Raw genomic sequence first — 14,448 nt, forward strand, 5'->3', positions numbered from 1 at the left:
ACGGTGAACCGCACCTGCCGCTGGGCGCGCTCACCGCGGAGCTGCGCGACCAGCGCGACCGCCTCGACGCCCTGGCCAGCGGCGAGCCGGGGTTCGCGGTGAAAGCGGTGTTCTCGTGGTCCTACGACGCGCTCAGCGCGCCCGCCGCGTCGTTGTTCCGCCTGATGAGCCTGCACCCCGGCCCGGACCTGCCCCTGGCCGCGCTGGCGTCGCTGGCGGGCACCGGCGTCGACCGCGTGCGCGGCCTGGTGCGGGAGCTGGCGCGCGCGCACCTGGTGGAGCCCGACAAGCCCGACCGGTACCGGGTGCACGACCTGCTGCGCATCTACGCCCGCGAGCGGTGCGACGCCGGGGAGACCGCGGCGGTCCGCGAGGCCGCCGCCCACCGGCTGCTCGACCACTACGCGCACACCGCCGCGGTCGCGGACAGCCACATGGGTTCGCCGTGGGAACCGCTCGCCATCACGCCACCGCCTGCGGGTGTGACCGTCCACGACATCGGCACCCAGGAGCAGGCGCTGGCCTGGTTCGCCGACGAGCACGCCGCGCTGCTCGCCGTGGTCGCGCAGAGCGCCGCCGCGGGCGCCGACCGGCACACCTTCCGCCTGACCCGCGCCATGGCCACCTACCTCGACCGGCGCGGGCACTGGCGCGACTTCGCCGACACCGCGCACCGAGCGCTCGACGCGGCCCGGCGATGGGGGGATCCCGCCGCCCTCGCGATGGCGCACCGCCTCCTGGCGCGGGCGTCGATCCGGCTGAAGCGGTTCGCTCCGGCGGGCGAGCACCTGGCGCGGGCCCTGGATCTGTTCGAGCAGCTCGACGACGACTACGGACGCACCCACACCCGTTACGCGCTGGGCTACCTCGGGGTCCTCGTCCGCGACCGCGCGCAGGCGCTCGACCACACCCGCGCGGCGCTGGAGCTGGCGGAGCGGGGCGGCTACCGCAACTGGCAGGCCAAGTCGTTGAACAACATCGGCTGGTGCCACCTGGAGTTCGACGAGCACCGGGAGGCGCTGCCGCACTGCCTGGCGGCGCTGCGCCTGTTCGAGGCACTGGGCACCGATCCGGACGGCCACGCCCACGTCCTGGAGTGCCTGGGCCGCGCCTGCTCGGGGGTGGGCGAGCCGGAGCGGGCGCTGGAGCACTACCGGCAGGCGTTGGCGCTGTGCAAGCGGCGGGGCAACCACTTCACCCAGGCCAGCACGCTCCGCTTCATGGCCGCCGCCCACCAGGCGCTGGGGCGGACCGACGCGGCCCGCGCCACCCTGCACAGCGCCCTGACCATGCTTCGACTCCTGGGTTCCCCGGAGGTCGCGGCGGTGCGGGAGCAGTTGTCCGCGCTCCCCGCCGCGGCGGTCCGTCAGCCGTCGCTGGGCGTGCCCTGTCCCCCGTGCGGGATCAACTGCTCCTCCGACGGCGTGGGGGTCCGGTGCAGCAGGCCGTCGTGCTGCTGGCCGTACTGACCGGTGTGCGACAGCGGCGGCGAGTAGGCGTGGATGGTCACCGTCGGCCCGGCGCCGGGCTCGCGGCGCATCCGGTGGATGTAGGTGTTGTCGAACTGGAAGCTCTCCCCCTCGGGCACGGCCTGGCCGGTCGGCTTCTCGCCCAGCCGCAGCTGCTCGTGCCGGATCGCGCCGCGGGCCACGTGCACCGCGCCGCAGGAGCGGTCGTGGTCGTGGTAGCCGGTGTCGTGGTCGTCCTCCATCCACGAGATCGCCCACACCCCGATGTGCTCGTTGGTGAACACGTCGGTGTAGGTGCGCTCCTCGCGGCTGTACTCCAGGCACTCCTCCCACAACGAGGGCTGCTCGGCCACGGCCTTGGCGATGGCCGCCAGCTCCTGGGGCGGCAGGGTCCCCGTCGGCGGGTCGAAGGGCAGGTCGGTCATCGGCGAACACCTCCGGTAGTGGAACGGGCGAGCAGGGCGCCCACGAGCAGCAGGACCACGCCCAGCACCAGGAACCCGATGTCGTAGGCCAGTTGCGACGGTCCGTGGCGAACGTGGTGGATGCCGAGGACGAGGTGGTCGACCACGCCCTCGACGAGGTTGAACACGCCCCAGCCCGCCAGCACCCCACCCCACAGGACTCGGGCGGGCAGCGGCGTGGAGCGGTTGAGCAGCGCGGTCCCGGCGAGCACCAGGACCAGGCACAGCAGGTGGAACCACCCGTCCCCGCGCATGTTCAGGTGCAGGTTCTCCGGGGTGTCGGGCGGGTACCAGCCGGACAGCATGTGGTGCCAGCCCAGCAGCTGGTGGGCCACGATGCCGTCGATGAACCCCCCGATGCCCAGCCCGAGGACCAGCGCGCCGCGGTTCACCGCTACTCCGCCACGTGCTTCTTGGCGGCGGCGTAGGCCAGGTGCAGGTAGTCCGAGCCCGCCACGGCGGTCAGCGCGGTGATCACCAGGCGGGTGGCCCTCGGGGCCAGCACCAGGCCGGCGGTCAGGCCGCCCGCCATCCAGACGCCGGTGCAGAACGGGCAGGTCACCAGCTCCCCCACCGCGTGCTGGACGCCGTTGTCGGCGCGCACCGACTCGTTGAGCTCCGCCTCGCCCGCGGGCTCCTCGTAGCGGGTGAACGGGGCGCGCAGCGCGCTGGCGATCGAGCTCTTGGTCAGCAACCTGCTGGCCTTGTGGGTGGCCACCGCCAGCAGGGCGGTGTCCGCCAGCGAGAAGCGCTCGGGCAGCCGGGCGCCGCGGCGCCTGCCCACCGCCGCGGCCAGCCCGACCAACCCGGCGTAGGTCCCCATGGAGGCGAGGTAGCCCGCCAGTGGGCGGTCGTCCTCCCCGGAATAAGCGGCGCGAACTCGGTAGAAACTGCTGACGAGCGACATGGGCGAGGAGTTACCCCTTCGTCGTGCCCCAAACGCCCGCGGGTCAGGCGGGCTCGGGCAGGGTGTAGGTCTGGCCTCGGCCGACGTACTGGACGGCCGCGGCGGGCCTGCGGCGTTCGACCTCGGCGGTGAAGTCCGACAGCGGGGACTTCATCAGGCCGTAGTCGTCGTAGTGGATCGGCACGACGTGCCGCGGGCGCACCAGCTCCACCAGCTCCACGCCCTGCTTGCCGTCCATGGTCAGCAGGACGCCCAGCACCTTGGTGCCGCCCAGGTGCACCAGGGCGACGTCGATGGTCGGGTAGCGCTCGCGGATCTGGCGCAGGTCCTCGTGCACCAGCGTGTCGCCGCTCTGGTAGATCCGCAGCGGCGTGGCCTCGGGCGAGGCCCGGTACTCCAGCAGCGAGCCCATGACCGGCGGCAGCACCTTGAGCAGCAGCGGGTGCCGCGCGTGCCTGCCGGGCAGCGCGGTCACCGTCAGCGTGGCCGCGCCCTTGGTGAGGGTGAACCGCTCCCACGTCGCCAGCCCCACCGGCTCCCGGAAGCCGCGCCTGCCCAGCCGCCGGGCGGCGTGCCCGGTGGTGGCGATGGGCAGGTGGCGGTCCAGCTCCCGGCTGGCGACCCGGTCGAAGTGGTCGCCGTGCAGGTGGGAGAGCACCACGGCGTCCAGCGGGGGCAGTTCGTCCACGCCGATGGCCGGGTCGCGCAGCCTGCGCGAGACCAGGCCCTGGCCGAAGTAGCTCCACTGGCCGCGGCGGATGAAGTTGGGGTCGGTGAGCAGGGTGAACGGTCCCAGCCGCAACACCGTGGTGGCGTTGCCGACGAACAGCAGCGAGTTGGTCACCCCTTCGCCACCACCCGCACGCTGTTCAGCCCGGAGTCGGCCGGATCGGGGATCTCCATGCCCGCCGCCAGGCCGCTGCGCACGTACTCCAGCACCTCGCGGGTGATCACCTCGCCGGGCAGCACGGCGGGCGCGCCGGGCGGGTAGGGGGTGATCATCTCGGCGGAGATCCGGCCGACCGCCCGGTCCGCGTCGACCTGCTCGACCTCGGCGAAGAAGGCGTCCCTGGGCAGCATGGCGGTCTCCAGCTGCAGCTCCCGAGGTGAGGGCAGGTCCACCGGCTTGGGGGTGGGCATCGTCTCGGCGGCCCGCGTCAGCGCCCGCAGCGAGTCGACCAGGACCGTCGCGGTGCGCTCGTCGTCGGCGTGGGTGAAGTGCGCGACGACGCGCCGGTGGTCGGACAGGCCCAGGGTGACGCGCTGGTGCTCGCGCAGCCAGTCCGCCGCCTGGTAGCCGCTGATGCCCAGTCCGGACACGTCGACCACGATCTTGAGCGGGTCCATGGACGCGGCCAGGTCCGGGCCGACGAACTCGCGCTCGCCCATGACCTCCAGCCCCGGCAGGGCGTGCACCGCCGCGCGGGTGGACTCCGCCAGTGCCAGCGCCGCGCCGAGCAGCCGCTCGCCGTGCTGGACCATCTGCCTGCGCCAGCCGTCCAGGGTGGCGTAGACCAGGGAGGTCGCGCTGGTGGTGCCGAGCAGGTCCTCGCGGGCCTTGAGCACGTTCGGGTCGATGCGATCGCCCTGCAGGTGGAACACCGAGCTCTGCTCCACCGCCGCGCCGGACTTGTGCACGCTGGTCACGCACAGGTCGGCGCCGGTGTTCATGGCCCACGGCGGCAGGCCGGGGTGGAAGGGCAGGTGCGCGCCCCACGCCTCGTCCACGATCAGCGGCTTGCCGAACTCGTGGCACACGTCGGCCACGGCCTGGATGTCACCGCACGTGCCGTAGTCGGTGGGGGTGACCAGCAGCATCCCCTTGGCGTCGGGCTCGGCCTCGAAGGCCCGGCGCACCTCGTCCGCGTCCGGCGGGTGGGTCAGGTGCCGCTGCTCGTCCCAGTGCGGTGACACCCAGACCGGCGAGACGCCGCTGAGGATCAACCCGGAGATGACCGATTTGTGCGCGTGCCGCACGACCAGCAGCTTCTCGTGCGGCCCGGCGACCGAGAGCATGGCGCTCTTGACCGACAGGGAGCTGCCGCAGGTGGAGAAGAACGCGTGCTCGGCGTTGACCGCGTCGGCCATCAGCTCCTGCGCCTGCTCGATGACGCCGCCCCTCATCAGGCGGTCGTCCAGGCCGTTGAGGGAGATGACGTCCGAGGCGAACACCGCCTCGCCCACGACCTCCAGCACCCGCGGGTCCACTCCCCGGCCCTGCCGGTGCCCCGGCGGGTTGAACGGCACGTAGCCGTGCTCGCGGAAGGACTGCAACGCTTCCAGAACAGGTGCCCGGTTGTGGTCCATGCCCTCGGAGTAGCCCGATCGGCCGGTGTTGAACCCGCCACCTGTCGGCGGGACCCACCTCCCCCGGTCAGCCCAGGGAGCACTCCGCGAAGCTCTCCAGCCCGCCGGGTCGCTGGTCGGAGACCCGGCCGATGGCGATCTCGATGCGGTCCAGCGCGGCGGCCCGCTTGCTCTCCAGCGGCCCGAGGATGGCGTTGTCGACGAAGTTCGGCCCGCCCTGGCCGCGCGTGCTGACCAGCCGCTCGTTGGCCTCCTCCACCTGCCGGTCCAGGTTGGCCAGCTCGCGCTCGACCTCGGCGCGCGCGGCCTGCGGCACCGCCGGGAGCGCGCCCGTCGGGTCCGGGCACGCGATCCGGGCGGCCACGTCGTCCTGCTCCTGCTCGGGCGCGGCGGTCGTGCTGGTCGTCTCCCTGGCGGTGGTGGTCGTGGTCGGCGCGGGCTGCTCCCCCTCGCCCAGCAGGGCGCAGGTCGCGAACTGCTCCAGCCCTTCGGGTCGGTCCGCTTCCCTGCCGATCGCGATGGCGATGCGCTCCAGCGTCGCGGCGCGCTTGTCGCGCAGCGGCCCGAGGATCGCGTTCTGCGCGAAGTTCGGGCCGCCCTGGCCCGCCGTGGAGACCAAGCGCTCGTTGGCCTCCGCGACCTGCTGGTCCAATGCGGACAGCTCGCGCTCGACCTGGATGCGCGCGCCCGCCGGGATGGCGGGCAGCTCGTCGACCGGGTTCGGGCACACCACGCCTGCCGCCACCGGCTCGGCGCCGGTGGCCAGCGCCGCCACCGCCATCGCCGAGGTCAGCGCCGCGGCGCCGACCAGGCCGACCACCAGCAAGCGGTTGCCGCGTCGGGGCATCTCATGCGCACGTGTCATGCGGAGGGGTACGAGCCGCTCGTGACGCGGGTTCAGGCCAGGCGGCCAAGACAGGGGTCCGGAAAACCCCTGTCCCACCGGGTGATCGTCGTTAGGGTCGTCTGTCGTGCGTTCCACTCGACTAGGTCCGGATTTCACCCGCCTGTGGTTGGCCAAGGCGGTGTCCAACGTGGGCGACGGGATGGCGTTGGCCGCCGGGCCGCTGCTGCTGGCCTCGCTGACCGACGACCCGCTGCTGATCGGTGGCGCGGTGTTCGTCCAGCAGCTGCCGTGGTTGCTGTTCTCGTTGGTCAGCGGTGTGTTCGTGGACCGGCTGGACCGGCGCAAGCTGGTCGTGGTGGTCGACCTCGCCCGCGCCGCGGTGGTCGCCGCGCTCGCGCTGGCCGTGGCCACCGGTCACGCCTCGGTGGCCGTGGTCTACGCCTGCCTGTTCCTGCTGGGCACCGGGGAGACGTTGGCGGACAACGCTTCCGGCGCGATGCTGCCCTCGCTGGTCGGCCCGGCGGAGCTGCCGCGCGCCAACGCCCGCCTGATGGCGGTGAACCTGCTGGGCAACCAGCTGTCCGGTCCCCCGCTGGGCGGTGCGCTGTTCGTGCTCGCCGCCGCGCTGCCGTTCGGCCTCGACGCGGCGAGCTTCGCGCTGTCCGCGCTGCTGGTCGCCGCGGTGCGGGGCGTGCCCGCCCGCGCGCCCGCCCCGCGCCGGTCGGTGCGGTCCGAGATCGGTGACGCCCTGCGCTGGCTGTGGCGGCACCGGGTGCTGCGGGTGATCGCGCTGTGCCTGTGCCTGATGAACGTGGCACTGACCGGCGTGCTGGCCGTCCTGGTGCTGTACGCGCGGGAGCGGCTGGGGCTCGGTGAGGCCGGGTACGGGCTGCTGCTCAGCGCTTCCGCGGTGGGTGGCGTGGTGGGCACGCTCATCGCGGCCAGGGTCATCGCCCGCTTCGGCCCCTCGGTGGTGCTGCGGGCGGGTCTGGTGGTGGAGACCAGCACCCACCTGTCGCTGGCACTGGCGCGCTCACCGTGGGTCGCGGGCGCGACCATGGGCCTGTTCGGCGTGCACGCGGTGGTGTGGAACGTGGTCACCCACTCGGTGCGGCAGCGCGAGGTCCCCGACGAGCTGCGCGGACGCGTGGGCAGCGCCTACTTCCTGCTGGTCATCGGTGGTTCGGCGATCGGGGCGCTGCTCGGCGGGGCGCTGGCGGCGTGGTTCGGCATCACCGCGCCCACCTGGGTCGCCTTCACGGTGATGGTCGTGCTGACGGCCACCGCGTGGCGCCACTTCGCCGCGGCCGACCAGCCCACCTCAGACCAGCCCGCCACCGGCCAGCCCACCTCCGCCTGACCACCTCCGCCTGACCGGTGCCGCCTGACCGGTGCCGCGCGGTCGCGCCGGTCCGGCGGGCGCGCTCGGTCGCGATGCCGGAGATCACCCGGTCGGTGCGACGCCCATCCTCCAGGCCAGGCCGCGCAGCTCCCGCCCAGCCGCGTCACGCCGGGCACGCCGCAGCAGGTCGGCGACAGCCTCGCGCACGAACACGTCGTTGCGAACGCGTTGCGGGGCGATGGACTCGGCGGTCACCAGCGCTCGGATGCCCTGGTCCACGGTGACGCGCTCGGTGAGCAGCGCCCGCCCCAGGTCGGTCCAGTAGACCGCGCGCCGGGCCTTGGCGGGCAGTTCATCGGGGTCGACCAGGCGGGCCAGCTCGGCGACCTTCGCGCCTTGTCCCAGCTCGGTCGCCAGCGACACCCGCCACACACCCAGGTTGGGGCGGCCGAAGTGGAGGAACGCGAAGTTCTCGCGCTGCTCCGGCAGGCGCTCCACCAGGGCGGCGGCCTCGTCCAGATGCGTGCGGACGGTATCGGCGTCGCGCATCGAGGCGGCGGCCAAGGCCGCGTTCAAGTGCAGCATTCCGCGCGCCTGGAGCGCGTTGGCCCCGTCGGAGCCGATCAGCCGGTCCGCACCGCGCACGGAGGCGGCGAGCTGGTGGGCACGGCTCTGCGCCCCGGCGACGTTGCCGCGCAACCACACCGCGAACGCCAGCCACTCCGGGGAATCCAGCTCCTCCGCGCACTGCTGCGCCAAGCGCGCGGCGACCAGGGGCAGGCCGCGCACCCCCAGGTTCTTCGTCAGCACGGCCGCGGCGTGGTAGGCGTGCAGCAGGCCCACCAGCACCGCGCGGCGGTGGGCGGGGTGGTGGACGTAGGCGGTGTGGAGGTCGAGCAGCAGACCCGGTACCACACGCCCCTGCGCCGCGTAGTCGGCTTCCGGGCGCAGCACCGCGTTGAGGTGGATCACCCGGTCGCGCAGCTGCGGCCACGGTGCGGGTTCACCACCGGGGTCCACGCCCAGGTCGACCGTCGACAGGACGGTTTCGACCTCGCGGATCGCGGCGTGGGCCTCGGCATCGGCGGCGTCGGTCGGTGCGAACGGGGAGCCGCTCAGCTCGGTGGGTGCGACTTGGAGTGCGTCGGCCAGCGCCTCCAGCGTCGACCGCTTGGTCACCGGGCGCAGACCGCGCTCGATCATGGACAGGTAAGCCGGGGTGATCCCGGCCAGCTCGGCGGCGGCGGTCAGGGAGAGCCGCCGCCAGGAACGCACTTCGCGGAGCCGGCGGCCGATGTGGCTGTCGTCGGTCATGCGCACCCACCTCCCAGTGCCGCTTGCGAGAGTAGCCAGGTCGGATCGGGCGCATCGTCCGGGTGACAGGGTGTCCAGCGCGCCGCGGGAGGGCTGGCCCGCTCGTGGGACGACCTGGTCACTTGGCGTCGCACGTTCGCCCCGGATCGCGCCGCGCCACCCGCCCGGCCGGGCAAGACCGGGCCGCTCACCGGGCCGGGTGGCGTGGCAGCGGGTCCGGGCCGCAGCGCACCGGGGCCGCTCGGCGGCGGCGCAGCACCTCGCGATAGGCGTGGTGGGCGCACCACATGACGGCGAACAGAGCCACGGCACCCAGGAACGCGAGGATGACGACCATGTCGGGCGACGCTAGGAGCGTCCGGCCGATGGGGCTTAACTGCTTGTTAACGGCCCCGCCGGTTCACCCGGTCGGTGCGACGGCCATCCTCCGGGCCACGGCGCGCGGCTCCCGCGTGAAGCACTCCCGCGTTGCGCCGAAGATCGTCCCGGGTCACCGTGGTGGCGACGGATCGTGATCGAGACACCTGGGGGCAGGCGTGATCCCACTGTCGCGGTTGGGGCTGGGCGGCGGGCCGCTGGGCAACCTGTACGCGGAGGTCTCCGAGGAGGACGCGCTCGGCGCGGTCGAGGCGGCGTGGGCGGCGGGCGTGCGCTACTTCGACACCTCGCCGCACTACGGCCTCGGCCTGTCCGAGCGCAGGCTCGGCGCGGCGCTGACCGGGCGTCCGAGGTCGGAGTTCGTGCTGTCGACCAAGGTCGGGCGGGTGCTGGAACCCGCGTCCGGCACCGGGGTGGACACCGGGTTCGCCGTGCCGTCGACCCACCGCCGGGTGTGGGACTTCAGCGCCGACGGCGTGCGCCGCTCGCTGGAGTCGTCGCTGGAGCGGTTGGGCGTGGACCGGGTCGACGTGCTGTACCTGCACGACGTGGACTTGGTCGAGGACCCCGTGGAACGGGAGCGGGCCTTCGCCGAGGGGTGGCCCGCGCTGGTGGAGCTGCGGGCGCGGGGCGTGGTGCGGGCGGTCGGGGTGGGCGTGAACGACTGGCGGGTGGCCGAGCGGTTCGTCCGGGAGGCCGATCCCGACGTGGTGATGCTCGCCGGGCGCTACACGCTGCTGGAGCAGGGCGCGCTGGCGTCGTTCCTGCCCGCGTGCGCCGAGCGCGGGGTGGCCGTGGTCGCGGCCGGGGTGTTCAACTCCGGCGTGCTGGCGCGGCAGGTGGTGCCCGACGACGCGAAGTACCACTACGCGGACGCGCCGCCCGACGTGCTCGCCCGCGCCCGCGCCATCGCCGAGGTGTGCCGTCGGCACGGGGCGACGCTGCCGCAGGCCGCCATCCGGTTCCCGCTCGGGCATCCCGCCGTGGTCGGCGTCGTCGTGGGCGCCCGGTCCGCGGAGGAAGTGGCGCAGAACGCGGCGGCCCTCGCCGCGCCCCTGCCCGCCGCGCTGTGGGCCGACCTGCGCGACGCCGGACTGCTCGACGCCGCCGCGCCGGTGCCGTGACCGCTTCCGGGCACGGCCCGCGGAACCCCGTACCGCGTCGACCCGTCGCGGCGGCGGCCCGGTTGCGTTCCGTCGGTCCCGGCGGTCGCGTGGAGTGGTTGTGCCAACCGGAGCCCGGACCCAACTGACCCGCGTTGTGCGGCCTGCGCTTCCTCCCTACGTTTCGGAAGCCCGAACCCGCGGCGAGGAGCGCGTCCCATGCGGCGAAGATGGCGGGCGATCGTGGCGGGCGCGCCAGCTTTGGTCATCACCGGCGCCACCCAGGCGGTCGGTGCCGCGAACGCCGACGACGAGTGCACGGGCATGACGTGGACGGTCAGGGACAACCACTGGGGCGGCGATCCGGTGCTGGTCGGCGCGGACGTCTCCACGGACGCTTATCGGCGCGGGCTACCGGATGGGCGAGCACCACGACGGCAACGGCGGCTGGGGCTGGTGGGCGGCGGGGGACGTCGGCCGGTTCTGGGTAGCCATCGACGACCAACCGGCCACCCCCTGGAACTGACCGGTCACGGGTCGAACCTCGCGCGGTCGGCGGGGTTCGACCCACACCGGGCCCGTCGGTGCGGTGGCGGTGCGGTGGTGGTGCGGTGGTGGTGCGCTCAGCCCTCGACCGGCCAGCGCACCGGCAGCGACACCACCCCGCGGATCACGCCGAAGGTCCTGGTCGGGGTGAACCCCGGCGGCACGGTGAAACCGGGGATCGCGTCCAGCAGCTCGTCGAAGACCACCCGCAGCTGCGTCCTGGCCAGGTGCATCCCCAGGCAGCGGTGCGCCCCGGCCCCCCAGCCCAGGTGCGGCGCACGTCCCCGGTCCAGGCGGAACCGGTCGCCGTCGGGGAAGCGGGTGGTGTCGCGGTTGGCGCTGCCCCACAGCAGCAGCAGCCGCTCGCCCGCGGTGAGCCGGACACCGCCGACCTCGGTGTCCTCCCGCGTGGTCCGGCCGGTGGCGGCGACGGCGGACTCGTGCCGCACGCTCTCCTCCACCAGCGCGGGGATCAGCGACCGGTCGGCGGTCACCCGCTGCCGCAGCCGCGCGTCGGTGGCCAGGGTCAGCGCGGTGTTGGCGATGGTGTCGGTGGTGGTCAGGTGGCCCGCGGCGACCATCAGGAACGCGTGCTTGAGCAGTTCCGCGTCGCTGGCGCGGCGGCCGTCGACCTCGGTGTTGACCACGGCGGTCAGCACGTCCCGCGCGGGTGCGCCGCGCCGCGCGGCGATCTGCTCGGCCAGGAAGGCGGCGAACCGCTCCCCCGCCCGCCGCGCCTGTTCTGCTGAGGTCGCGCCGAAGGTCGCCCGCGCCAGGTCGCCGAACTCCTCGCGGCGGTCCCGCTCGACGCCCAGCAACGCGGCGGTGACCAGCAGCGGCACCCGGTTGGCGAACTCCGCCACCAGGTCGGCGGAGCCGCGCGGGCGCAACGGCGCCAGCACGCCGCGGGTCACCTCGCGGATGTAGGGCTCGTGAGCGGCGGCGGCCTGCGGGGTGAAGAACGGCTGCATCGCCCGCCGCCACACCGTGTGCTGCGGCCGGTCGGTCTCGAACAGCGGCGCGTTCACCCGTTCGACGCCGGGCAGCACCATGGTGGCCCCGAGCCCCTCGACGGCCGAGCTGAACCGGTCGTCGTCCTTGGCCACCTCGTCGATCTCGGCCCAGCCGGTGAGCACGTGGAAACCGCCGTGCCGCTCGCTGCGCGCCACCGGGCGGTGCTCGCGCAGCGCGGCGGTCAACTGGTGGATCCGCCCGGCCACCGCCGGGTCGAAGTGGTCGAACTCGCGGACCTCTTCGACGACGTCCTCGATCACACAGCCCCCGAACACCGTTCACCTTCAGTGACGAACGAGGACTCTAATGCGTCAACCCATCATCCAACGATAGGACATTTGGGTTAGATCTCGATCACCCGGCGCACCAGCGCCCCGTCGAAGGCGCGGGAGCCGGACTGCACCGGCATCGCGTCGGACGGGCGCGGGCCGACGATCGCGGCGGCTTCGGCGGGCAGCCCCGCCCAGTGGTCGACCACCTCGACCTCCAGCACCGCGTCCGCCTCGGCTTCGCAGGTCAGCTCCGCGCCACCGCCCGCGCCGTAGAGCTCCAGCACCAGGGCGCCCCCGGTCGGCTCCAGCCGCTTGCCCGCTACCAGGCAGGCGCGCAGCCCTTCCCGCGGCAGCGCCACCTGCGTGCGCCACGCCTGCGCGTGCGGGACGACCCGGAACCGGACCGAGCGCACATCACCCGCGGTGCCGTCGGCCAGCACCTCCACCGACGGCGGCGGCAGCGGCAGCACCGGCGCGGGAGCCCGCAGCACCGGGTCGGCCAGCAGCGCGTAGCGGTCCGACAGGTCCACCCGCTCCGGCCGCTCCCCCAGCACGCGGGCGGTCCAGGCGTCCACCTCCGGGTCGCTGGACAGCCAGTTCGCCTGCCCCGTCGCGGTGTCGTGGAGGTAGACCAACGAGTCCGGCCGCTGCTCGTCGGGCCCGAACTCGGCGGTCCGCACGCCGACACCGAGCAGGGCGACGGCCAGCACCGCACAGGCCGCCGCGAGCGGCCCGGTCCGCGGCAACGCGCCCAGCAGCGGCACCAGCAGCACCCCGCCCAGCAGCGCGACCGCCACCCCGGCGGCCACCAGGGGCATCCCCAGCGCGATCAGCAGGGTGCCCACCAGCGGCGGGAACAGCGCGGCGGCCACCAGCGGCGGCGCGGCGGACAGTCCCCGGTCCGGCCGCTCGCGGATCGCCCACCACAGCGCGGGCAGGCCCGCCAACAACGTCCACTGGAACAGGAAACCGGCACCGGGCGCGAGGACCGCGGCGACCACCAGCAGCGCGCAGGTGAACAGCAGCACCCCGCCGAGCAGCTCGGCGCGGGAGCACCGCCGCAGCAGCCGGACCGCCGCGACCAGCACGGCCAGCGCCAGCAGCGAGAACCCGGCGACGTACCAGCCCCGGTCGTGTGGTTCGGACAGCGCCAGGAACGCCAGCCCCGGCCTCAGCAGGGTGATCACCCACCACGCGCCCCACGACAGCAGCGCCGCCACGACCGGTGTGCCCAGCGCGACGCCGAAGACCAGCAGAACCGCGCCGACCCGCACCTGCCCGCGTCGCGCGGCGTGCGCCAGCAGCGCCACCAGGCCCACCGCCGTCAGCGCGGCCAGCACCACCGCCGACCACACCGGGTAGTGCACCAGCACGCGGGCGAACAGGTCGAAGTAGACCGCGTCGGCGCCACCCGCCTCCCGCAGGTCGCGGTCGCCGAGGACGCGCACGAGTCCCACCATCGTGTCGCCGTGGTGCTGGAGGCTGCCGCGGTCCAGCCGCTCCAGGTCGTCGTGCTCGGAGTGGTAGTCGTGCACGTGCTCCAGGAAGGCGCTGTTGAGGCCGCGCGCGCCCGCGTCGCGGAACACGGTGAAGTCGGTGTTGTTGGGCATCACCCGGTAGATCTCGTGGGCCAGCGAGTTGCCCGCCGGCCGTGCGCTCGCCTCGCCGAACGCCGAGATCAGCGGCCCGTTGTCCGCGCCGGTCTGGAACATCCACACCGGGCCGCCGCTGCCGCGCGCCTCCCAGTTGAGCACCGCGCCGTAGTCGTCGACTCCGTGCCGCGCGACGAACTCCCGCGCGCCGAGCAGCCCCATCTCCTCGCCGTCGGTGAACAGGAAGACCACGTCGTTGCGCACGCCCCCGGAAGAGGTGAGCACCCGGATGGTCTCCAGCATCGCCGCGACCGCCGCGCCGTCGTCGGCCGCGCCCGGCCCGGTGGCCACCGAGTCGTAGTGCGACACCAGCAGCAGCGCCTTCCCGCCGCTGACCGCCGGGTCGTCGCCGCGCACGCGCGCCACCACGTTGTGGGTGGTGGCGGCCCGGAACACGTGCCGCCACCGCGAGACCACCTCACCGGTCTCGACTGTCACCTCCGCGCCGTGGTCGCGGGCGGTGTCGGCGACGAACCGCCGCACCCGCTCGTTGTCCGCCGTCCCGATAGGGTGCGGCCGGACCGCGATCTCGCGCAGGTGGGCCTCCGCGCGCCCGGCGGAGAACCGTTCGGCGGGCGCGTCCGCGCCCACCGGGGCGGGTGGGCGGAACGCCAGCACGGCCAGCACGCCGACCGCGGCGATCCCCGCCAGCAATACCGCCACCAGCCAGGAGGAATTCGCGCGGACCGCCCCGTCGCCCATCCACCGACACTAACCCCGAACCGCACCGGCAAGTACTACCCGACCCGTTCACAACGGCAGGTGACTACTACCCGGCGTCACGAACGCTCGATTCGTGGTGTCCCAACGCTCGGTTCGGGGTGCGTGGACGC

General features: G+C 74.0%; 13 protein-coding genes. 3 read left to right on the forward strand and 10 right to left on the reverse strand.

Going from position 1 to position 14,448, the window contains the following annotated elements; genetic code table 11:
- Positions 1 to 1,469, forward strand: a 1,469-nt coding sequence (locus tag IEZ00_RS14620) for a tetratricopeptide repeat protein (protein WP_189223752.1), incomplete at its 5' end; no start/stop codon positions are given.
- On the opposite strand, the gene IEZ00_RS14625 is transcribed toward IEZ00_RS14620, so the two are convergent.
- The 6 genes from IEZ00_RS14625 to IEZ00_RS14650 form a co-directional block, all read right to left on the reverse strand.
- Positions 1,367 to 1,894, reverse strand: coding sequence for a cupin domain-containing protein (locus IEZ00_RS14625; RefSeq protein WP_189223753.1), 528 nt, complete (start codon positions 1,892 to 1,894; stop codon positions 1,367 to 1,369). The genes IEZ00_RS14620 and IEZ00_RS14625 overlap by 103 nt on opposite strands.
- Positions 1,891 to 2,325, reverse strand: coding sequence for a DUF2243 domain-containing protein (locus IEZ00_RS14630; RefSeq protein ID WP_189223754.1), 435 nt, complete (start codon positions 2,323 to 2,325; stop codon positions 1,891 to 1,893). Before IEZ00_RS14630 ends, IEZ00_RS14625 begins: the two co-directional genes overlap by 4 nt.
- Before the next feature lie 2 nt (positions 2,326 to 2,327).
- Positions 2,328 to 2,756 carry a DUF1360 domain-containing protein gene (locus IEZ00_RS14635; RefSeq protein WP_229795653.1) on the reverse strand — a complete coding sequence of 143 codons (429 nt, stop codon included), beginning with the start codon at positions 2,754 to 2,756 and terminating at the stop codon, positions 2,328 to 2,330.
- Between the two features lie 127 nt (positions 2,757 to 2,883).
- Entirely contained in the window at positions 2,884 to 3,684 is an 801-nt protein-coding gene (locus IEZ00_RS14640) for an MBL fold metallo-hydrolase (protein WP_189223756.1), read from the reverse strand.
- Positions 3,681 to 5,147: an aminotransferase class I/II-fold pyridoxal phosphate-dependent enzyme gene (locus IEZ00_RS14645; protein WP_189223757.1), complete on the reverse strand. Its 1,467-nt coding sequence runs from the start codon at positions 5,145 to 5,147 to the stop codon at positions 3,681 to 3,683. The genes IEZ00_RS14640 and IEZ00_RS14645 overlap by 4 nt, the downstream gene beginning before the upstream one ends.
- Before the next feature lie 67 nt (positions 5,148 to 5,214).
- Positions 5,215 to 6,012, reverse strand: coding sequence for a hypothetical protein (locus IEZ00_RS14650; RefSeq protein WP_189223758.1), 798 nt, complete (start codon positions 6,010 to 6,012; stop codon positions 5,215 to 5,217).
- Positions 6,013 to 6,118: 106 nt separating this feature from the next.
- Between IEZ00_RS14650 and IEZ00_RS14655 the strand changes: the two genes are divergently transcribed.
- Positions 6,119 to 7,354, forward strand: a complete 1,236-nt coding sequence (locus IEZ00_RS14655; RefSeq protein ID WP_189223759.1) for an MFS transporter — start codon at positions 6,119 to 6,121, stop codon at positions 7,352 to 7,354.
- Between the two features lie 84 nt (positions 7,355 to 7,438).
- On the opposite strand, the gene IEZ00_RS14660 is transcribed toward IEZ00_RS14655, so the two are convergent.
- Together IEZ00_RS14660 and IEZ00_RS14665 are read right to left on the reverse strand one after the other, a co-directional pair.
- Complete coding sequence (locus tag IEZ00_RS14660) at positions 7,439 to 8,650, reverse strand: helix-turn-helix domain-containing protein (RefSeq protein WP_189223760.1); 1,212 nt, start codon at positions 8,648 to 8,650, stop codon at positions 7,439 to 7,441.
- Positions 8,651 to 8,837: 187 nt separating this feature from the next.
- Positions 8,838 to 8,987: a hypothetical protein gene (locus tag IEZ00_RS14665; protein WP_189223761.1), complete on the reverse strand. Its 150-nt coding sequence runs from the start codon at positions 8,985 to 8,987 to the stop codon at positions 8,838 to 8,840.
- Positions 8,988 to 9,186: 199 nt separating this feature from the next.
- Here IEZ00_RS14665 and IEZ00_RS14670 point away from each other — a divergent pair, with 199 nt between their 5' ends.
- Positions 9,187 to 10,152, forward strand: coding sequence for an aldo/keto reductase (locus tag IEZ00_RS14670; protein WP_189223762.1), 966 nt, complete (start codon positions 9,187 to 9,189; stop codon positions 10,150 to 10,152).
- Positions 10,153 to 10,754: 602 nt separating this feature from the next.
- On the opposite strand, the gene IEZ00_RS14675 is transcribed toward IEZ00_RS14670, so the two are convergent.
- Positions 10,755 to 11,966, reverse strand: coding sequence for a cytochrome P450 (locus IEZ00_RS14675; RefSeq protein ID WP_229795654.1), 1,212 nt, complete (start codon positions 11,964 to 11,966; stop codon positions 10,755 to 10,757).
- A gap of 68 nt (positions 11,967 to 12,034) precedes the next feature.
- Positions 12,035 to 14,317, reverse strand: coding sequence for a M20/M25/M40 family metallo-hydrolase (locus IEZ00_RS14680; RefSeq protein ID WP_189223763.1), 2,283 nt, complete (start codon positions 14,315 to 14,317; stop codon positions 12,035 to 12,037).
- Between the last annotated feature and the right edge of the window lie 131 nt (positions 14,318 to 14,448).

This window comes from Saccharothrix coeruleofusca (genome assembly GCF_014648515.1).
GTDB classification, from domain to species: domain Bacteria; phylum Actinomycetota; class Actinomycetes; order Mycobacteriales; family Pseudonocardiaceae; genus Actinosynnema; species Actinosynnema coeruleofuscum.